The following is an 18288-nucleotide window of genomic DNA, read 5'->3' on the forward strand; positions in this document are numbered from 1 at the left end:
GCGGGGATTGCGATGAGACTTCGCTTGGTCGAAAAGATCTGCGGGAGAGGAGATCGTCGGCATGGCCGATCAATCGAACGGGAACGCAGCGGAGCTGGCCGCGCTCGAGGCCGAGGAGTTCGAGGTCGGGCGGTGGGCGGCCCTGAAGGAATCCGCGACCCGGCGCCGGAACCGGCGGCTCGAAGCGGAGGCCGCGATCGAAGAGCAGCCGGTCGAACCCTTCACCAGCCCAAGCGCTTTCGGATCCTGGAGCGTGGAGGCGGCGAAGTCGCTGCTGGACCTGCAGTTCAAGCGCTCGGCCACCCGCACCCTGCTGCCGCTGGCCTATCTACTGGGCCTGGCAGGCGCTTTCGCCATTCCGGTCGTGGGAACCGTGCTGCTGTGGCGTGTTTCGGCATGGCTGGGCGTGGTTTTCGCGGTGGTGTTCGCGATCCCGCTGGCCCTGACGATCGCCGCGGTGGTGCGACTGCTGCTGGAGTTCGTGCTCAATGCTTCGCGGCTGGCCACCCGGGTGGAACACATCTCCGAGTTGGCCGATGACCTGTTCCAGGCGCTGTCGGATGTGGCCGAACCGGTCAATCAATTGTCGGAAGACGTTCGGGCCGTGCAGTTCTGGCGCTATCGAGGGCGGTCCTCGCGCAAATAATTGTGCGACAATGCGAGCGCATAACTCGTAAGGGGGAGGGATGGCACTACCACAGGGGATCACCGGATCCACCATGCCGCGGCGGCAACTGGGTCGTAACCTGCGTGACCTGCGTAATCGCGCGCGGATGACGACCCGGGTGGCAGCGCAGCGGCTGGAATGGTCCGAGGCCAAGATCTGGCGCATCGAAACCGGGCAGACCTCGTTGCGCAGCCTGGATGTCGAGGCCATGTGCCGCATCTACGGCGCTCCCGAGGAGGCTATCGAGCCGCTCACCGCCCTCGCCCGGGAAACCAAGGCCCGCGGCTGGTGGACCGAATTCGGCGATGTGATCGACGAGGGGTACGAGGTCTACATCGGCCTGGAGGAGGCCGCCGCCCGGCTCACCACCTACGAAAATGAGTTGGTGCCAGGGCTTTTGCAAACCGAGGCGTATATGCGCGCGGTGCTGGCCGGCGCCTATCCGGGCATTTCCGCCGAGCAGATGGACCGCCGCGTACGGGTCCGCACCGCCCGGCAATCGCTGCTCACCCGTGCTGAATCACCACTGCAGGTGGATGTGGTGATCTCCGAGGCGGTGCTCTGGCATCGCATCGGCGGTGACGAGGTGACCGTCGGCCAACTGGAGCGATTGCGCAAACTCGGCGAACTGTCGAATGTGCGGCTGCGCCTGCTGCCCGCGGACTGCGGCTACCACCACGGCATGGATGCCGGGCGTTTCGTACTGCTCGAATTTCCCACTGCCGCAAACGAAAACACCGAACCGCCGGTGGTCTACGTCGAATCCCTCACCGGAGCCTCGTATCTGGACAAGGAGCCCGATGTGGAGCGCTACCGCGAAGCCTTCGCGGCCTCGGCTTCCATTGCGGTGGACGCACTTCCGATGATCGATACGATCCGCGCCGCAGTCTGAGCGCTACGCCGTGTGATCTGACGGCTAGGCCGTGAGAACCGCCCCGTCATGCATGGCATGACGGGGCGGGCCGCGCTGCGCGGTGACCGTTCCGGTCGGTGTGCGGTGACCGTTCCGGTCAGTGCGTGGTGACCGTTCCGGTCAGTGCAGCGACTGTTCCAGTACTTCGCGGTGCGTCGGCGCGGCCGCGGAATGTAGTTCACGCCCCTTGTCGGTGAGGCAGACGAAGATGGCCCGCCGGTCCTCGGTACAGAGCGTGCGGTTGACGAGTCCGTCGCGTTCCAGCCTGGCCACGGCGCGGCTGAGCGCGCTCTGGCTGAGGTGGATGTCATTGGCGAGATCGCTCATCTTGTAGGTCTCGCCGCCGGCGTCGATGAGCCGGTCCAGGGTTTCGAATTCGCTGAGCCCGAGGTGGTGGCGGCCCTGCAGTTCCTTTTCGAGGGCGCAGGAGGTCGTCGCGTGCCTGGTCAGCAGATCGCGCCATTGGGCAACCAGGGCGTCAGGAACGACCTGCTCGACAGGCGCTGTCGGCTTCGGCATGCCCGCGATCTTAGCCCGCCACGGCAACCCATGCAACTGCATTAAATGTGTAGACAATAAATGCACACGCATGTACCGTCCTCTCTCGTGACTTCCACAGACACTCGCCCCGCAGTGAGCACCGCGGCCGACTCCTCCACACAGTGGACACCTCGGCTCTGGGGCATGCTCATCACCCTGTGCATCGTCCTGTTCCTCGACGGCCTCGATGTGTCGATGATCGGCGTCGCGCTCCCGTCCATCGGCACCGAACTCCACCTCGGAACCTCCACCCTGCAGTGGCTGGTCTCCGGTTATGTCCTCGGCTACGGCGGCCTGCTGCTGCTCGGCGGCCGCACCGCCGATCTGCTCGGCCGGCGCAAGGTCTTCCTGATCGCACTGGCCGTCTTCGCCATCGCGTCCCTGGGCGGCGGACTGGTCAGCTCCGCCGCGCTGCTGATCCTCACCCGTTTCGTCAAGGGCCTGGCCGCCGCGTTCACCGCGCCGACCGGACTGTCCATCATCACAACCAATTTCGCCGAAGGGCCCGCCCGCAACAAGGCGCTGTCCATCTACACCGTGTTCGGCGCCGGCGGCTACTCCATGGGCTTGCTGTTCGGCGGTCTGATGACCGGCTTCGGCTGGCGCTGGACCTTCCTGCTGCCCTTCCCGATCGCGATCGCCGCGCTGATCGCGGCCTTCTACCTGGTGCCCAAGGACAAGCCCGCCGAAGAGGGCGGTCACGATCTGCTGGGCGCGCTGCTGTCCACCGCGGGCATGCTGCTGCTGGTCTACACCGTGGTCTCGGCGCCGCAGGCCGGCTGGGCCTCGGCCCGCACCGTCCTGTCGTTCGTGGCGGCCGCCGCCCTGTTCGCCGGTTTCGTGGTGGTCGAGAAGCGGGTGCGCTACCCGCTTGTCCGCCTGGGCATTCTGAAGAAGCCGACCCTGTGGCGGGCCAGCCTGGCCATCATCGCGGTCGCCGGATCGTTCTTCAGCTGGCAGTTCATCACCACGCTGTACCTGCAGGACACGCTCGGCTGGACGCCGCTGCACCTGTCGCTGGCACTGCTGCCGGTCGGTGTGCTGGTCGTCGCCTCGGCCTTCATCTCGGACAAGCTGGTCGACCGCTTCGGCACCGGCCCGATCATCGCGGTCACCATGGTGATCATGGCCCTCGGCTACCTGATGTACCTGCGCCTGGACACCTCGCCCGCCTATCTGACGGTCCTGCTGCCCGCCGTCCTGCTGGTCGGCATCGGCTGGGTCGGCTTCCCCGCCATCAATATTCAGGCCACCAGCGGTATCGACGATGACGAGCAGGGCCTGGCGGCCGGCGTACTGCAGACCTCCATGCAGGTCGGCGCCGCCATCGTGCTCGCGGTGACCACCGCGATCATCTCCTCCGGTTCGCACACCGGCACCAGCCCGGCCGAGGCCCTCGACAACTACCGCCCCGGCCTCCAATTCGCCGCCGGCGTCGCCATTGTCGGCGCCCTGGTAGCCCTCACCGCCTTCCTCCCCAAACGCCGCGCCCGCAAGGCCGCGGCCGAGGAAGCCGAGGTCGCCCTGGTCGGCTGATCCGCACCGCCTGGTTTCGGCCGACAGGCACGCCGGGCCCCGCCCGCCGCTCACACGGGCAACCATCCGGCCACGGCAGAAAAGCGCTGGGGCGCACCGCGATTACGTGGTGCGCCCCAGTTGCGTATCGGGGAATGCTCGTCAGTGCGGGAGTTTCAGGTCCGCCAGGCAGGGCGCGGCAGCGTCCTTGGGGGAGCGGGTGAACGTCATCGGGTCACCATTGCGATCCACCGCGGGCCATTCGATACCGAGCTCCGGGTCGAAAGCGTCCAGGTCCCGGTCGAATTCGGGGGAGTACTCCAGTGAGCAGAGGTAGATGACGGTGGAGTCGTCCTCCAGGGACAGCAGTGCGTGCCCGAGACCCTCGGCGAGGAATACCGATTTACGCTCCACATCGTCGATGACGACGCTGTCCCACTGCCGGAACGTCGGCGAATCGGGCCGCAGGTCCACCACCACATCCAGGAACGCACCGCGCACGCAGGTCACGTATTTGGCCTGGCCGGGCGGGGTTTCGGTGTAGTGGATGCCGCGCAGCACACCGGCGGCCGAGGTGGAGGTGTTGACCTGGAGCAGGTCGAAGGGGCGCCCGACCGTCTTCTCGAACTCCGAGGATTTGAAGGTCTCGGCGAACACCCCGCGATCGTCGCCGTGCAGGCTGGGGGTGAACTCCCAGGCGCCCGGAATCGACAGTTCCCGAATCCGCATGCTCATTCGTCTCGTCCCTGTTCCAGCAGGCCCAGCAGGTAGGCGCCGTATCCGGAGCGCACCAGCGGTTCGGCTGCCGCCCGCAACTGTTCGTCGTCGATGAATCGCATCCGCCAGGCCACTTCCTCGGGCACGCCGATCTTCAGGCCCTGCCGTTCTTCGATGGTGCGCACGTAATTGGCCGCGGCCAGCAGCGAATCGAAGGTGCCGGTGTCGAGCCAGGCGGTGCCGCGGTGCAGCACCTCGACATTCAACCTGCCCTGTTCGAGGTACGCGCGGTTGATATCGGTGATCTCGTATTCGCCGCGGTCGGAGGGCTTCAGCTCGCGCGCGATCGCGAGGACGTCGTTGTCGTAGAAGTACAGCCCGGGAATCGCATAGCTGGAGCGCGGCGCCTTCGGCTTCTCCTCGATGGAAATGGCCTTGCCGTCGGCGAATTCGACTACGCCGTACGCGGTCGGGTCCGAGACCCGGTACGCGAAGACCGCACCGCCGTCGACCTCGGCGTAGCGGCGCAGATTGGTGCCCAGGCCCGGGCCGTGGAAGATGTTGTCGCCCAGCACCAGTGCCGCGGGCTCGGTGCCGATGTGGTCCGCGCCGAGCACGAAGGCCCGCGCCAGCCCATCCGGCTCCGGCTGCACCACATAGCTGAGGTTGAGCCCGAACTGGCTGCCGTCGCCCAGCAATCGGTGGAAGGCCGCCGAATCCTCGGGGGTGGTGATGACCAGGATGTCCCGGATGCCCGCCAGCATGAGGGTGGACAGCGGGTAGTACACCATCGGTTTGTCGTAGACGGGGACAAGTTGTTTGCTCACCCCGCGCGTTATCGGGTGCAAACGCGACCCGGTGCCGCCCGCCAGGATGATTCCACGCATGTCACAAGAGTCTGCCAGTTCGATCGCGAGCGAGAGCGGGGAGGTTCCGAGTGGACGGCGAAACGGTCACATGTGTTTACGGCCATACCGATCCGGCGATATCTGTTGCGTAGGTCACGTTCCCATGGTGTTCTGAAACAACGCTATGTGAGATGTCAGCGCCGACTCTCCCGCACCGGGTGCCGAGCCCTCCTTCGGTCACCGGACGAACGGCTCGGCGCGCCAACAACGAAGTAGGTGCGCAATGGCGACGACCCGCAACGTCCACTCCGCCGATCCGGTGATCAATCCCGACAGTGTCAGCGTCTACGCGCGCACCCTCGAGGCCGCCTGCCGAGCCACCATCCGCCCCGCCGGCGACATGATGACGCTCAGCGCGGGCGCCATGCCGGTGGTCAGCGGAGTCATCAACACCCTCGCCAAACTGCGCCCCGCCCCGCGCGGCGTGGAACGGGAGCAGGTGCGGCTCAACGGCTTCCGCATGGAGATCGTGCGGCCCGCCGGAGCGCGCAGCTCGATGAGCGAGGGCGTTGTCATGTACATGCACGGCGGCGGCTTCTTCCTCTGCGGCCTGGACACGCATCGGCCCGTGGTGGCCGCCATCGCCCGCCGCACCGGCATGCCGGTGGTGAGTGTCGAGTACCGGCAGCTGCCCGACACCGATATCTCGGGTTCGGTCACCGATTGCCTGACCGCCTACAAGTGGCTGCTCGGACACGGCGTGCCCGCTTCGCGCATCGTCTTCGCAGGCGACTCCGCCGGTGGCTATATGACTTTCGCGACCGCGCTGCGCGCTCGTGATGCCGGACTTCCGGTGCCCGCCGGTCTGGTCGGCCTGTGTCCCGCGCTGAATCTGGATTGCACAGAGAAGCGCGCGCATCCCAACTACCACCGTGATTCGCTGATTCCGTTGTCCGCCTTGGAATCGGTGGTCAAGCTCGGGGCCGAGGTGGACGGGCGGCTGGATCCGCAGCTCTCGCCGGTCAACAATGTGCTCGTCGGGCTGCCGCCCGCACTGCTGATCGTCGCCGAGGACGAGGTGCTGCGGCATGACAGCGAGCTCATGGCGCAGCGGCTGGCCGCCTCGGGAGTGCCTGCGACGCTGGAGATCTGGCGGGGCCAGGTGCACGCGTTCATGGCGATCTTCCCGAGCATGCCGGAGAGCCGGGCCGCACTGGCGCATGTCGCACAGTTCGTGCGCGAGCGTATCGAAGCAGGTCGGGTCGCCCGGATCGCGTAGCGGTTCCCGGCGGGCACAGCAGTTCCGAAAACGGGCGAACCCGCTCGACCATGGTGGTCGAGCGGGTTCGCTTGCGCCGGAACGCCGGACGCGTTCCGAATTACCGGCTGTATTACTTGGCCGGGGTGAAAGGCGCGTTGATGGTGGTGAAGTACTGCACCGCGGCCAGGATGGCGACCGGGGCGGTCACGAAGAGCTGACCGGCAAGGGTGCCCAGGAAGCCGATGGCAGCCATGCCGCCGAGGCAGCCGAGGACGGCGGCCGGGACGATCGGGCCGAAGAGGCCGACGATGGCCGCGGCAGCGGCACCGGCGCCGATGACGCCACCGATGACACAGCCGACAGCCGCGCCACTGATGCCACCGACGAGGGTGCCGATGGTGGCGCCGGTCGCGATGGTGTCCTTGAGGCGGTTCCAGGCAGCCTGCTCACGGTCGTACGGGGACTTCCACGGGGCGGTGTCCTGGAACGGCAGGTCGACCGGCTTGTAGACGGCGTGGTCCACGTCGAACTGCGGGGTCAGGGTGGCGACGTTGTCGCTGATCTGCGCAGCGATCGGGAACTGGAAGTCGTCGACACGGAAGCTCAGATCGGTGCCCGCGACGGTGGTGCCGTCGGCGGCCTTGATCTTGAACACACCGTTGTCGTTGACCAGCGAGCCGCCATCGGTCTTGATGATGGTGCTGGCGTCGGTGGTGGTGGCGGTGTAGTTGATCGGCGCGTTGGCGTCGGCAGCAGGCGCGGCGTTCACGGTGCCGGCGGTGACGCCCATGGCCGCGATCAGCAGCGCCGACGTGGCGGCGAATTTCCTCATCAGCATTTGTTGCAAACCTCATCGGAATAGCTCGGGGGGACACGGGAATACAAATCCAGGACAGCTAACGTGCGGTGAACCCACCGTGACCGTTCGTTCAAATTCCGTTCACCTCGGTGATCACGCGGTTCGTCAGGTTCTGGAAATCCCCTGCGTACGTATGGTTTTCAGGTCCGCTCCCCGACACCCAGTCCGTTACTGATCGGTCTGTTTGTGGTCAAGGTCACATCGAATGCTTGAAAACCGGAATGATCCTGACCGGAAATTCTCGAAGAGTCCACGAAATTGCAACTTTTCGGATGAAAGTACGAATATTGTTGGGATAACTTGTTTCCTTCTTGTAGCCGATTCCGCTCACAGGAAACTCACAGCGAGTGTGGGCCCGGCAACACGGAGTCCGCGCGGCGGCGGCAGACCAAGGCGACGTAGGGTTTTCGGTGTGCGAGTGCTCGTAACCGGAGGCGCCGGCTTCATCGGCGCGAACTTCGTTCATCAGACCGTGACCCGTCGTCCCGGCGTCCATGTCACCGTGCTGGACAAACTCACCTATGCGGGCAATCGCGCCTCACTGGCCGCCGTTGCCGACCGGATCGAGTTCGTACAGGGCGACATTGCCGATCCCGCGCTGGTCGACCGGCTTGTCGGCGGTGTGGACGCGGTGGTGCATTTCGCCGCCGAATCACACAATGACAATTCGCTCGCCGACCCCTGGCCATTTGTCCAGACCAATATCGTCGGTACGTATTCGCTACTGCAGGCGGTGCGCCGGCACGAGGTGCGCTACCACCACATCTCCACCGATGAGGTGTACGGCGATCTCGCACTGGATGATCCGACGGCGTTCACCGAGGTCACACCCTATAACCCGTCGAGTCCGTACTCGGCGAGCAAGGCCTCCAGCGATATGCTGGTCCGGGCCTGGGTGCGCTCCTTCGGGGTGCAGGCCACACTTTCCAACTGCTCCAACAACTATGGCCCGTACCAGCACGTCGAGAAATTCATCCCACGCCAGATCACCAATCTCATCGACGGTGTCCGTCCCCGGCTCTATGGCACCGGACATCAAGTGCGGGACTGGATCCACGTCGACGACCACAACAGCGCCGTATGGGAAATTCTGCAGCGCGGCCGAATCGGGCAGACGTACCTCATCGGCGCCGAGGGCGAACGTGACAACAAATCCGTTGTCGAGCTGATTCTGGAAGCCTTCGGCCGTGATCGTGACGACTTCGATCACGTCACCGATCGTCCCGGTCACGATCTCCGCTATGCCATCGATTCGACGCTGCTGCGCACCGAACTCGGCTGGCAGCCCGAATATTCGGACTTCCGTACCGGTTTGGCCGCGACCGTGCAGTGGTACCGCGACAATGAGGCCTGGTGGCGCCCGCAGAAAGACACCACCGAAACGGCCTACGCGGCCGCGGGAGAGAAAGTCCTGTAGCCCCGGAAAGGGCTCACTCAGGACGGGTGAGCCCACCCCAATCGTGCCGATACGCCGCCCAATCCGCTGGCGTCGCTGCGAAATCCACGTACAATGCCACCCCGAATGTCCGGCGGTCGAGCGCGGTGCGCCCCAAACCCAAACGGACACCGCGTATCGCACTCGCCACCGTCTCCGCCGCACCGTGGTGACCGAGATCGTCGGCCCAGAAGGCGGGCAGCCCCAGCAGCAGATCCACCTGCGGCGGCGTGACCTGCAACGCCAGCCGGGTCTGCTGTGCGACATAGCCGCCGTAGAGTGAGCCCGTCGGCATGGCGGTGTCGTAGGACATCATCGCGATCTGGTCTACGCGCCGCGCCACCGACGCGAAATAGGCTTGCGACCACCACTTTCCGTGATCGGCCAGCGCCAGGCCCAGCAGATGCAGACCCGGCAGCGGATCGATCACCGGTGCGGACACCGACAGCAGGGCCTGGCGGGCGGCGGTCACGGGACGCACCCGATCCAGCAGCGTCAGGAATCCGGCCGCACCCGAGCGCACCGGCTCCAGATCGAAATGGATGCCGTCGAATCCGAGATCCAGCACCTGGTTCGCGGCGGTGACCATATGGTCGCGGGTCGCGGCATCGTCGAGGTTCAGACCGTCGAATTCGGGGGCCAGCACATCGCCGAGCCAGGACTGCACCCGGATCCCGGGCAGCAGCCGATGCACCGTCTCGACGAACCAGCGGGCCTGTGGATACAGCTCCGGCGGCAGGGTGCCGTCATGCGCGAGCGGGCCGGTGTGGACGTAGAGGTCCTTGATTCCGGTGCCGGACAGCAGGACTCCGAGCTGGGCGACATCGGCCTCGGTCTTGCGGCCGTCCACCCAGGCGTGCCCCAGCCACACCGCGTCCCGGCCGCGCGTGCGCGCGGAGGCGGCGGGCGTGCCCGCATCCTGTAGCCGCAGATAGGCGGCCGCGGCGCCGATCGGTGTCAGCAGTGTGCACACGATGAGCAGCAGTGTCACCGAAATGCGCCGCCACCACCTGTGCCGGTGCGACCGGCCCTGCCCTGCGGCACGGGTGGCCGCGACGCGGCGTCGTAGCCACCCCTGTGTACCCACCTCCGCACACTACCGAGCGGGTCAGCCCCAGACGATGGTCGAATACTTGATCACCGCGGCGGCGAGCGCGACGGTGACGGCCACGACCACCGTGATGGCCGGACCCCTGGTCGGGATCCTGCCCGCGGAAGTGGTGAGGCGCAAAGGCATCCAGCGCAGCAGCACGGCCAGGAACAGCAGCGCCAGCGGCACGAAGTAGCGGCCCTGGACGCCGTCGATGATGAAGTAGCCGACCGGCGTGAATGACATGTACAGGGTCACGTAGATCATCGCGACGCTGGCGAGCATGGTGAGCAGCACCAGCCAGGTGCGCAGCCGGTCACCGGTCAGGCGGTCGGCGATGCCGAGGCTCACCACGAAGGCCAGCAGGCTGGCGCAGATGGTGAGTGCGGGGACGTCGATGTACGCGAAGCCGAGCTCACCGAAGAACTGGCTGAACCAGCGCTGATCGCGGCGGGCGATGCTGTCGCCGAACACCCGCAGGAAATGCCCTGGGTCGCTGAGGATTCCGTGCAGCTGGTCGCCGGGGCGGACGCTGCCCCACTGCTCCTGCGGGCGCATGAGGCTCATACCGTCACCGGTCGGTGCGGCGATCTTCATCCAGACGGCGAAGGCCACCGCACCGAGGCCCGCACCGGCCCACGGCAGGATGCGCTGCCAGACGGCCGGACGGTCGGCGCTGCCGAAACCGAAGCGCTGCGCGGGAATCAGCACGATGAGCATGGCCAGCAGTACATAGGTGGGCTTGCAGACCGGCAGCAGGATCGCCGCGGCCAGTGCCGCAACGGTTTCCGGCCGGGACAGGCGCTCGCCGAGGAACAGGCTCTTCACGATGAGCGCCGAAACCAGCAGTGCCAGTGCGTTGGTCACCGTATCGGCGGTGACCGTGCCCGCCTGGAACACCGCGATCGGCAGTACCGCCACCGTCAGCGCCAGCCACTGGATGCGGTGCCCGCGCAGGGCGCGCACCGCGAACGCGACGATCACGAGATAGGCGATGAGCCCGGCCCAGCGGGTCGCCAGCACCATGCCGCCGACATTGAAGTCGAAGGCCTCGGCCAGCCGAATGCCCGCCGCGGCAGGCAGATACGGGACGAGGGAGTAGGCGGCGGTATTGGTGAACCACACCTGCTTGGTCTGGGCCGAGACCGCCTTGTCGCCGAGTACGTCGTAGCCGTGCGGATCCTCGACCATCGGATCCTGCTCGTCGGGACTGTTGTTCACGTAATCGTTGTGCGCGTAGCCCATGAGAGCGTCCACGCTCGCGGGTACGTCGCCGCCCCAGGCGGGACCGCGGTCATCGTGGATCTTCTCCGGCAGGAATCCGCCGTGCGCCACCTGATAGGCCCGCCCGAACTGGGTGATCTCGTCATGCCCCCAGAACGGCGGCGTCAATACCGAGAACACCGCGCCGAACACCCCGGCCAGCAGCAGGAACACCAAAGTCGCGGTGCCGAAACGCTGTTCGATCCGGGCCGCGACCCGCCGCACACCGGTCTGCGGCTCGGGAACCGGCGCCGGTGCGATCTTCGTCGGCTGTGCGACGCCGGGCGCCTCCACGGCGTCGGCCGGCAACAGCTCGGCAGGCGTCTCGGGTACGAGGTCCGCGGGGACGACGGGGGTGGCGATCACGACCTCGGTGTCGGGCTGCGCCGCATCGGGTTCGAGATTGCCGTTATCGCTCACTTCGGTTGCCACAATGTCCGATTCTGCTGGACGGGTGGTGGGTGGGGCGGTAGGCGGGGGTGTTGCGTCCGGTTCGGTCCGGATCGTCATCGCCGGGTACCGCCTGAGCGTTCACCGGCGCATTCGTCCGCCCCGACGGCCGAATAGCGCAGGTACATCAGCCGCGCGGCCTCGTGCCGGGACCGGCGGATGCCGTCCAGCACCAGTCCGGCGGTCCAGGCGAGACTGCCCAGCAGCATCAGCGTGAAGCCCAGGAACAGCGTCGGAAAGCGCGGGACCGAATGGATTTCGTAGAACTGGATCACTATCGGCGTGATCAGGATGATCGAGATGATCCAGGCCAGGGTGCCGAACAGGCCGTAGAAGGCGACCGGGCGCTCGTGCCGGGCCAGGCCGATGATCAGCCGCAGGATCTTGAAGCCGTCGTGATAGGTGCGCAGCTTGGATTCGCTGCCCTCCGGCCGATCCTTGAAGCCGACCGGCACGGCCGTCTGCGGCACCCGCAGATGCAGCGTATGCACCGTCAACTCGGTCTCGATCTCGAATTCGCGCGATACGGCGGGGAAGCTCTTCACGAAACGCCGTGAGAAGACCCGGTATCCGCTCAGCATGTCCTCGACGTTCTCGCCGAACACCTGCGCGACCACGCCATTGAGCACCTTGTTGCCGGTCGCGTGGCCGGGCCGGTACGCCGACTCGCCCGCTAGTTCGCGGCGCACACCCAGGACATGGTCGTACGGTCCCGACAGCAGCGCCTCGATCAACCGCGGTGCGGCGGAGGCGTCGTAGGTGTCGTCGCCGTCGATCATCAAATAGACGTCGGCTTCGATATCGGCGAAGGCGCGGCGCACCACATTGCCTTTGCCCTTGCGATATTCGTGACGGACGATCGCGCCGGCCTCGCGCGCCCGCTCCGCGGTCGCGTCGGTGCTCAGGTTGTCGTAGACGTATACGACAATTCCCGGCACGGCAGCCTTGAGGTCGGTGACGACCTGTGCGACCGAGGCCTCTTCGTTGTGGCACGGAACCACTGCGGCAATTCGGAGCTCGGTGGGGTCCACCCGGTCAATCCTCGATGTGATCGGAAGGCGAATACGAACATCGGGGAGGGTACCCGAGATCGCTGCGGTACCGTCGCCGAGTGTCCAGCAGTGAGTCGACAGCCGTCGAGAACGACCCGCAGTCCTTCGTCGGCAAGGTGCGCGCGGCACTCAAGCAGGGCAGCGCCTTCCTGGTTGTCGGCGCACTCGGATTCGTGGTGGATGCGGGCACCTACAACCTGCTGGTGTTCTGGGGCGGGGAGGGCGTGCTGTTCCATCAGCCGCTGCTCGCCAAGATCATCGCCATCCTGGTGGCCACCGTCGTCACCTATTTCGGCAACAAATGGTGGACATTCGCGCACAAGAAGGGCGGCAGCCCGACCCGCGAATATGTCCTCTACGCGCTGTTCAATGTTGTCGCCATCGGCCTGCAACTGAGCTGCCTCGGGTTCTCCCGCTACGTACTGCACCTGTCTAGTCCGTTGGCGGACAACATCTCCGGCACCCTCATCGGGCAGATCGTGGCAGTAGTCTTCCGCTACTGGGCATATGACAAATTCGTCTTCACCGGCGCGCGCGAAGAAGCGCGTTAACGCGGGTTCGCGGTGCCGCCACCGGAGCTGATTGATATTGTCGGCGCGCCGAGCGGTGACAGTGGGTAGGCATCCCACGTCGTATGTTGCCGGTGTCTATTTTTTCGAGGGATGTCGAGGGATTTCATGGATGCGTCGGCTGGACAAGCCGTGACCGAAATCAGTGACCCGCAGACTGCCGGGGCCCCCGCGACTTTGCGCGCGGAGCACGTGGCTCCTGAGCGGCTGGTGCTGGCGCGTGGCCTGTTCACCGGACCGGCGCAGCGGATCAGCGATGAGCTGTACGCGGTCGTGAAGGGCGGCAAGGCACACCGCGAACGCTTCAGCCTGCGGCTGGAGAAGGGCGCGACGGCACACACCAATACCTACTTCGGGAGATTCGCCGCCAGCTACTGGCAGCGCTGGACCACCGTCACGGCGGTCCAGGTCGCCATGACCCTCGAGGTCGCGGGCCGCACCAAGGTGCGCCTGGCTGCGTCCGATATCGCCGGTCACCGGCGTGTTGTCGCCACCGCCGAAACCCGGGAGACCGGGCGGCTGGTGCTCAACACGGCACTCGATATGTTCATCGACGGCGGTGCGCTGTGGCTGGAGATCGACGCCATCGGCGGCGAGGTCACCATTACCGACCTGGAGTGGACCGCGCCCGCGCCGGAGACCGTGCGCCCGGTCGCCATTGCCATCTGCACGTTCAACCGCGCACCGGACTGCGCCGCCACCATGGCGGCGCTGGCCTCGGACGCGACCGTGCTGTCGTCCATCGATGCCGTGTACGTGGTCGATCAGGGCACCGATCTGGTGCAGGATCAGCCGGTGTTCGCCGAGACGGCACCCAAATTGGGTGACAAGCTGCGCTATATCCGGCAGCCGAATCTCGGTGGCGCGGGCGGTTTCACGCGCGGGCTGTACGAGGTGTCCGGCGCCAATCAGCACGCCGACGTCATCCTCATGGACGACGACATCCTGTGCGAACCGGAAACGGTGCTGCGGCTCAACGCCTTTGCGAATATGACCGTGGAGCCCACGCTGGTGGGCGCGCAGATGCTGTTCCTCTACAACCCCGACTACCTGAATGTCGGGGCGGAGGAGACGGATCTGGGCAGGCTGCGGCACGGGCAGAAGGTGTCCAAGGCGCTGCGCAACACCAGCATGCTCAAGAAGCATCAGGAACGCCGCGTGGACGCCGGCTACCAGGCCTGGTGGACCTGCCTCATCCCCGCCGAAGTGGTGGCCGAGATCGGCCTGCCGGTGCCCATCTTCTTCCAGTGGGACGACGTCGAATACGGCCTGCGCGCTCGCGAGCACGGCTTCCGCACCGTCACGCTGCCGAATGCGGCCGTCTGGCATGCCGACTTCTACTGGAAGGACTTCGACGACTGGGCGCGCTACTTCTCCTCGCGCAACTCGCTCATCGTGTCCTCCCTGCACACCGATCTGGATCCGAAAGCCGTTACCCGGCAACTCTTCCGGGAGATCAGCGAATACCTGGTCGGTATGCAGTACGGCCTGGCGCACACCACGCTGCAGGGCATCGAGGACTATCTGCGCGGCCCGAAGGCGCTGCAGGACGGCGGTATTGCGGCCCTGGCCGCCGCGCGCGGTTCGCGCGGCGACTACCCGGAGACCGTCAAGCATCCGGCGGCCACCGCGCCCGTCGTCAACGCACACGTGCAACAGCGCCGCGCCGGCGGTGAACCCAGCCGCCCGCTGCTGATCCTGTTCAAGCGCGCCCTGAACCAGTGGACCGGCCGCACCATCCACGGTGTTGTCGGCGTCACCCGCGAGGACGCGCACTGGTGGCACGTGGGTCTGTTCGACCACGTGGTCGTCACCGACGCCTCACAGTCCGGTGTACGAATTCGCCAGCGGGACAAGGAAACCGCGCGCCGTCTACTGGTGCGCGCCTACCGCGTCCTCAAGCGCCTCCGCACCGAACTCCCGGCCCTGCAACAGCAGTGGCGCAACGCCATGCCGGAACTCACCAGCCGCGAGAACTGGGAACGCCTCTACGGCATCGACCCCAAGTAAACCGACCTGAACGACCGAGCGGCCGCACCCACCAGAGGGTGCGGCCGCTTCGTCATTGCCGCCGAGTTCCCGGACCGAACAGACTGTGCGGCAATGACTCCGAATAGCGTGTGCGGCAATGCCGCCGCACAGCGTGTGCGGCTATGGCACCGAACGTCCTGTGCGGCAATGACTCCGAACAGCTGTGTGGCAATGCCGCAGCCCTCCTACGGGGGCGATATGGGCTGTTCGGCCGATTGCCGGTGGTCGGCCGACTGGCCGGTCGTGACGAGGCTGTTCAAGCGTGGGCGGTGAGCAGGGCGCGGGTGGCGGTGGCGAGGTCGGCCTCCAGCCACTCCGGTAGTTCCTTCGACTGGGCGTGGCGGCGCAGCGCGGAGTAGGGGAGATCCACGACCGCGCGGGTGACGGCGTCTATTTCGCGTTCGCCGGCCGCGCCGTAGATGCCGTGGGCGATGCGGTTCAGCAGTTGGAAGAGCGGAGTGTTCATCTCCGCGCGGCGTTCGCGGAATTGCGCGTCGGGGCCGTTGTCCAGCAGATCGCCGAGGCGCAGGTTCAGCATGAGGCGGGCATCGTCGGGGAATTCGCGGCCGAAAGCGAGGGCGGCGCTGGTGATGACGACGGCCGCCTCGATCGGATCAGCCACTTCGGTGGCGGTCAGCACCCCGGCTTGGAAGCGTTCCAGCGCACGCAGCCAGGTCGCGCTGAGCACCCCGTCCCGATTGCCGAAGCGGTGGTAGAGGGTGCCGACGGGCGCGCCACTGGCCTCGGCAATGGCGGCCACACCTGCCGCGCGGGGGCCGTCGCGCAGCACCAGGGTGCGGGCTGCGTCGAGGATCACGTCGGTGCTGTGCTTCCGGGGAGGTGCCATGAACTAGTACAGTCCTTCTATATGGAGCGTTTGCCCTATATCGATCAGCATTCCACATCAATCGCCGCCGATCGCACCCGGGCCTGGGCTGCCCTACTGCGCACGACCTGCAAGAACCCGGATGATCTCAGCACACTCGCACCCGGTTTCACGCTCGACGAGGCCGACCCGCCCGCCCGATTGTCCGCGATAGGCCGCCACCCCTTCTCCCGTTACCGCCTCACCTTCACCCTGGACGAGCTCGACCCGCACACCACCCGCCTGACCGCCCTGACTCACGCCGCGTTTCCCGGGCTGCACGGTGGGATCTACAAAGCTCTGGTGATCGGCACCGGCCTACACCGCCTGGTTGTCCGAGAAATGTTGCACCGCATAGCCGGAGCGGCGGAGGAGCGGTGATGACCGGGCCACGGTCGTGGATGCCCGGCCGATACTGGGGTGTCACGGCCGCCGAAGTCGGCATGGAATTGCCTTGTGACAGTGAACTTTCCGGCCGGACGGTGGTATGCGACCGAGCCGTCGATATCGCCGCCCCGCCAGAACTGGTATTCGCCTGGGTGTGCCAGCTGCGCGCAGCCCCGTACAGCTACGACCTACTGGACAATTTCGGCCACCGCAGCCCTGTAATCCGCGACCCGAAGCTCACCGAACTCGTTGCGGGCCAGCGTTTCATGAAGCTGTTCGCGCTCACCGGATACACCCCGGGCGAACAGATCACCCTCCGCGCCTCCGGTGTGGCAGTCACCTACGCCGTACACCCCGTCCCCGCCGCAGGCGCCAGTCGCCTGCACGCCCGAGTCCACTTCCGCGGCCCCCGATACCTTGTGGCCCCACTGGTATTCGGCGACTACCTCATGATGCGCAAACAACTCCTCACCCTGAGGAACCTGGCCGAGAGCGAAGCGCACCCTGCTCCGCCCGCAGATGCCGAACAGCCTGTGCCGCACTGACATCGAACAGCCCGCGTACCAGCCGCGCAGTGCCAATGCGGGTTGTTCGGTTTGCGACACGGACTGTGCGGCCGATGGCAGCGGCGCACCACACCCGCGCTGCATCGCACAGCCTGTGTGGCCGTCGCGCAGCGGCCGCACAGGCTGTGCGGTCAGTGGGCGGGTTGTGTGGTCGGAGGGAGGGCGGTCAGAGGAAAAGGTCGGTGGTGAGGGGGCCGTCGCCGGGGACTACGCGGTACTTGTCGAGGTCGGTGATGCCGTGGGCGGCAAGGACATCGTCGTCGAGGAAGAAATTGCCGGTGGTGTCCTTGGCGGGGGAGGTCAGGACCAGGTAGGCGGCGTCGGCGTAGATGTCGGGGGTGCGGGAGGAGGCGATCATGTCGTCGCCGCCGAGCAGGTTGCGGACGGCGGCGGTCGCGATGGTGGTGCGCGGCCAGAGTGAGTTCACGCCGATGCCGTATTTGCGCAGCTCTTCCGCCAAACCTAGTGTGGTCAGCGACATTCCGTACTTGGCGATGGTGTAGCCGAGTGAGGCGCCCGCCCACTTCGGGTCCAGGTTGAGCGGTGGCGACAGGGTGAGGATGTGCGGATTCCGGCCGGACTGCGCCGAATCCTTGAGTGCCGGAATGCTCAGCTTGGACAGCAGGAAGCTGCCGCGGGCATTGATGTCCTGCATGAGGTCGTACTTCTTCATGGGCAGGAATTCGGTGGGGGACAGGTCGATTGCCGATGCGTTGTTCACCACCAGGTCGATGCCGCCGAACCGCTCGATCGTCTGCTGGACCGCCTCGGCGACCGCGCCGTCATCGCGCACATCGCCGACGTACTTCAGTACCGAACCCCCGGCCTGCTCCAGCTCGGCCGCTGCGGTGTGGATGGTGCCGGGCAGTTTCGGGTTGGGCGTGTCGGTCTTGGCGATGAGGGTGATATTCGCCCCGTCCGCCGCCGCCCGGCGGGCGATCTCCAGGCCGATCCCGCGACTTCCGCCGGACATGATCATGGTCCGGCCCGCCAGCGGCTTCCGCGCTTCCGTCATGGTCAGCTCCTGTCTCCTGCTTCGCCCCGGTTCCGATAATCCGCGCGTCCATGCGCAGGCGGAGCGAAACCCCTGATTCGGACACTAGGGGAGATCGGAACGTTATGCAACGAGTTGCATAACACTCGCCGAGTGAATTCTTACCCGGGGGCCCGGCCCCCGGGCTTCATGGACTAGTGCTCGTCGAGGTGGGGCTATCCCTACCCCGCGGCACCTGCCACCGCTATCGGCGATTCGGGCGCGAG

At 66.3% G+C, this 18288-nt stretch carries 18 protein-coding genes; 9 read left to right on the forward strand and 9 right to left on the reverse strand.

From position 1 onward, the window contains the following. The first annotated feature begins 61 nt into the window (after positions 1-61). Positions 62-646 carry a DUF4282 domain-containing protein gene (locus tag ABZX86_RS20430; RefSeq protein WP_355125570.1) on the forward strand — a complete coding sequence of 195 codons (585 nt, stop codon included), beginning with the start codon at positions 62-64 and terminating at the stop codon, positions 644-646. A 40-nt stretch (positions 647-686) separates the two neighbouring features. Further along, a complete protein-coding gene (locus tag ABZX86_RS20435; RefSeq protein WP_355125572.1) occupies positions 687-1559 on the forward strand; it encodes a helix-turn-helix transcriptional regulator in 873 nt (290 codons plus the stop codon). 141 nt (positions 1560-1700) lie between these two features. Here the strand turns inward: ABZX86_RS20435 and ABZX86_RS20440 are convergent, their stop codons facing one another. Next, positions 1701-2099, reverse strand: coding sequence for a MarR family transcriptional regulator (locus ABZX86_RS20440; protein ID WP_327143128.1), 399 nt, complete (start codon positions 2097-2099; stop codon positions 1701-1703). Between the two features lie 87 nt (positions 2100-2186). Between ABZX86_RS20440 and ABZX86_RS20445 the strand changes: the two genes are divergently transcribed. Beyond that, positions 2187-3656: an MFS transporter gene (locus ABZX86_RS20445; protein WP_355125574.1), complete on the forward strand. Its 1470-nt coding sequence runs from the start codon at positions 2187-2189 to the stop codon at positions 3654-3656. Between the two features lie 141 nt (positions 3657-3797). On the opposite strand, the gene ABZX86_RS20450 is transcribed toward ABZX86_RS20445, so the two are convergent. Further along, positions 3798-4364 carry a dTDP-4-dehydrorhamnose 3,5-epimerase family protein gene (locus tag ABZX86_RS20450; protein WP_355125869.1) on the reverse strand — a complete coding sequence of 189 codons (567 nt, stop codon included), beginning with the start codon at positions 4362-4364 and terminating at the stop codon, positions 3798-3800. 2 nt (positions 4365-4366) lie between these two features. Next, positions 4367-5239: a glucose-1-phosphate thymidylyltransferase RfbA gene (rfbA, locus tag ABZX86_RS20455; protein ID WP_355125576.1), complete on the reverse strand. Its 873-nt coding sequence runs from the start codon at positions 5237-5239 to the stop codon at positions 4367-4369. Between the two features lie 244 nt (positions 5240-5483). On the opposite strand from rfbA, the gene ABZX86_RS20460 reads away from it, so the two are divergent. Continuing rightward, a complete protein-coding gene (locus ABZX86_RS20460; protein WP_355125578.1) occupies positions 5484-6479 on the forward strand; it encodes an alpha/beta hydrolase in 996 nt (331 codons plus the stop codon). A gap of 112 nt (positions 6480-6591) precedes the next feature. Here the strand turns inward: ABZX86_RS20460 and ABZX86_RS20465 are convergent, their stop codons facing one another. Further along, positions 6592-7299 (reverse strand): hypothetical protein, encoded by a 708-nt coding sequence (locus tag ABZX86_RS20465; protein ID WP_355125580.1) that lies wholly within the window; start codon positions 7297-7299, stop codon positions 6592-6594. A 433-nt stretch (positions 7300-7732) separates the two neighbouring features. Between ABZX86_RS20465 and rfbB the strand changes: the two genes are divergently transcribed. After that, positions 7733-8737: a dTDP-glucose 4,6-dehydratase gene (rfbB, locus tag ABZX86_RS20470; protein ID WP_355125582.1), complete on the forward strand. Its 1005-nt coding sequence runs from the start codon at positions 7733-7735 to the stop codon at positions 8735-8737. A gap of 13 nt (positions 8738-8750) precedes the next feature. Here the strand turns inward: rfbB and ABZX86_RS20475 are convergent, their stop codons facing one another. The 3 genes from ABZX86_RS20475 to ABZX86_RS20485 form a co-directional block, all read right to left on the reverse strand. Continuing rightward, a complete protein-coding gene (locus ABZX86_RS20475) occupies positions 8751-9842 on the reverse strand; it encodes a hypothetical protein (RefSeq protein WP_355125584.1) in 1092 nt (363 codons plus the stop codon). Positions 9843-9863: 21 nt separating this feature from the next. After that, positions 9864-11540 (reverse strand): DUF2142 domain-containing protein, encoded by a 1677-nt coding sequence (locus ABZX86_RS20480; RefSeq protein ID WP_355125586.1) that lies wholly within the window; start codon positions 11538-11540, stop codon positions 9864-9866. Between the two features lie 74 nt (positions 11541-11614). Continuing rightward, positions 11615-12589 carry a glycosyltransferase gene (locus tag ABZX86_RS20485; RefSeq protein ID WP_355125588.1) on the reverse strand — a complete coding sequence of 325 codons (975 nt, stop codon included), beginning with the start codon at positions 12587-12589 and terminating at the stop codon, positions 11615-11617. Positions 12590-12669: 80 nt separating this feature from the next. Here ABZX86_RS20485 and ABZX86_RS20490 point away from each other — a divergent pair, with 80 nt between their 5' ends. Both ABZX86_RS20490 and ABZX86_RS20495 read left to right on the forward strand, forming a co-directional pair. Then, on the forward strand, positions 12670-13161 hold the full coding sequence (locus ABZX86_RS20490; protein ID WP_355125590.1) for a GtrA family protein: 492 nt from the start codon (positions 12670-12672) through the stop codon (positions 13159-13161). A gap of 126 nt (positions 13162-13287) precedes the next feature. Beyond that, the gene (locus ABZX86_RS20495) at positions 13288-15189 is read left to right on the forward strand and encodes a glycosyltransferase (RefSeq protein ID WP_355125871.1); all 1902 of its coding nucleotides are present in this window, start codon (positions 13288-13290) and stop codon (positions 15187-15189) included. A gap of 277 nt (positions 15190-15466) precedes the next feature. Here ABZX86_RS20495 and ABZX86_RS20500 read toward each other — a convergent pair whose 3' ends face one another. Beyond that, positions 15467-16057, reverse strand: a complete 591-nt coding sequence (locus ABZX86_RS20500) for a TetR/AcrR family transcriptional regulator (RefSeq protein ID WP_355125592.1) — start codon at positions 16055-16057, stop codon at positions 15467-15469. A gap of 21 nt (positions 16058-16078) precedes the next feature. Here ABZX86_RS20500 and ABZX86_RS20505 point away from each other — a divergent pair, with 21 nt between their 5' ends. Together ABZX86_RS20505 and ABZX86_RS20510 are read left to right on the forward strand one after the other, a co-directional pair. After that, positions 16079-16456, forward strand: coding sequence for a hypothetical protein (locus ABZX86_RS20505; RefSeq protein WP_355125594.1), 378 nt, complete (start codon positions 16079-16081; stop codon positions 16454-16456). Continuing rightward, positions 16456-17007, forward strand: coding sequence for a hypothetical protein (locus ABZX86_RS20510; protein WP_355125596.1), 552 nt, complete (start codon positions 16456-16458; stop codon positions 17005-17007). Before ABZX86_RS20505 ends, ABZX86_RS20510 begins: the two co-directional genes overlap by 1 nt. A 187-nt stretch (positions 17008-17194) precedes the next feature. On the opposite strand, the gene ABZX86_RS20515 is transcribed toward ABZX86_RS20510, so the two are convergent. Continuing rightward, positions 17195-18043, reverse strand: coding sequence for an NAD(P)-dependent oxidoreductase (locus ABZX86_RS20515; RefSeq protein ID WP_355125598.1), 849 nt, complete (start codon positions 18041-18043; stop codon positions 17195-17197). Between the last annotated feature and the right edge of the window lie 245 nt (positions 18044-18288).

The organism is Nocardia sp. NPDC006630, from assembly GCF_040611495.1.
GTDB lineage: Bacteria > Actinomycetota > Actinomycetes > Mycobacteriales > Mycobacteriaceae > Nocardia.

Bases quoted from the DNA above. Each gene is read 5' to 3' on its own strand.
- ABZX86_RS20430 (WP_355125570.1), top strand. From the start codon at position 62: ATGGCCGATCAATCGAACGGGAACGCAGCGGAGCTGGCCGCGCTCGAG.
- ABZX86_RS20435 (WP_355125572.1), top strand. From the start codon at position 687: ATGGCACTACCACAGGGGATCACCGGATCCACCATGCCGCGGCGGCAA.
- ABZX86_RS20440 (WP_327143128.1), bottom strand. From the start codon at position 2,099: ATGCCGAAGCCGACAGCGCCTGTCGAGCAGGTCGTTCCTGACGCCCTG.
- ABZX86_RS20450 (WP_355125869.1), bottom strand. From the start codon at position 4,364: ATGCGGATTCGGGAACTGTCGATTCCGGGCGCCTGGGAGTTCACCCCC.
- rfbA (WP_355125576.1), bottom strand. From the start codon at position 5,239: ATGCGTGGAATCATCCTGGCGGGCGGCACCGGGTCGCGTTTGCACCCG.
- ABZX86_RS20460 (WP_355125578.1), top strand. From the start codon at position 5,484: ATGGCGACGACCCGCAACGTCCACTCCGCCGATCCGGTGATCAATCCC.
- ABZX86_RS20465 (WP_355125580.1), bottom strand. From the start codon at position 7,299: ATGCTGATGAGGAAATTCGCCGCCACGTCGGCGCTGCTGATCGCGGCC.
- ABZX86_RS20495 (WP_355125871.1), top strand. From the start codon at position 13,288: ATGGATGCGTCGGCTGGACAAGCCGTGACCGAAATCAGTGACCCGCAG.
- ABZX86_RS20500 (WP_355125592.1), bottom strand. From the start codon at position 16,057: ATGGCACCTCCCCGGAAGCACAGCACCGACGTGATCCTCGACGCAGCC.
- ABZX86_RS20505 (WP_355125594.1), top strand. From the start codon at position 16,079: ATGGAGCGTTTGCCCTATATCGATCAGCATTCCACATCAATCGCCGCC.
- ABZX86_RS20510 (WP_355125596.1), top strand. From the start codon at position 16,456: ATGACCGGGCCACGGTCGTGGATGCCCGGCCGATACTGGGGTGTCACG.
- ABZX86_RS20515 (WP_355125598.1), bottom strand. From the start codon at position 18,043: ATGACGGAAGCGCGGAAGCCGCTGGCGGGCCGGACCATGATCATGTCC.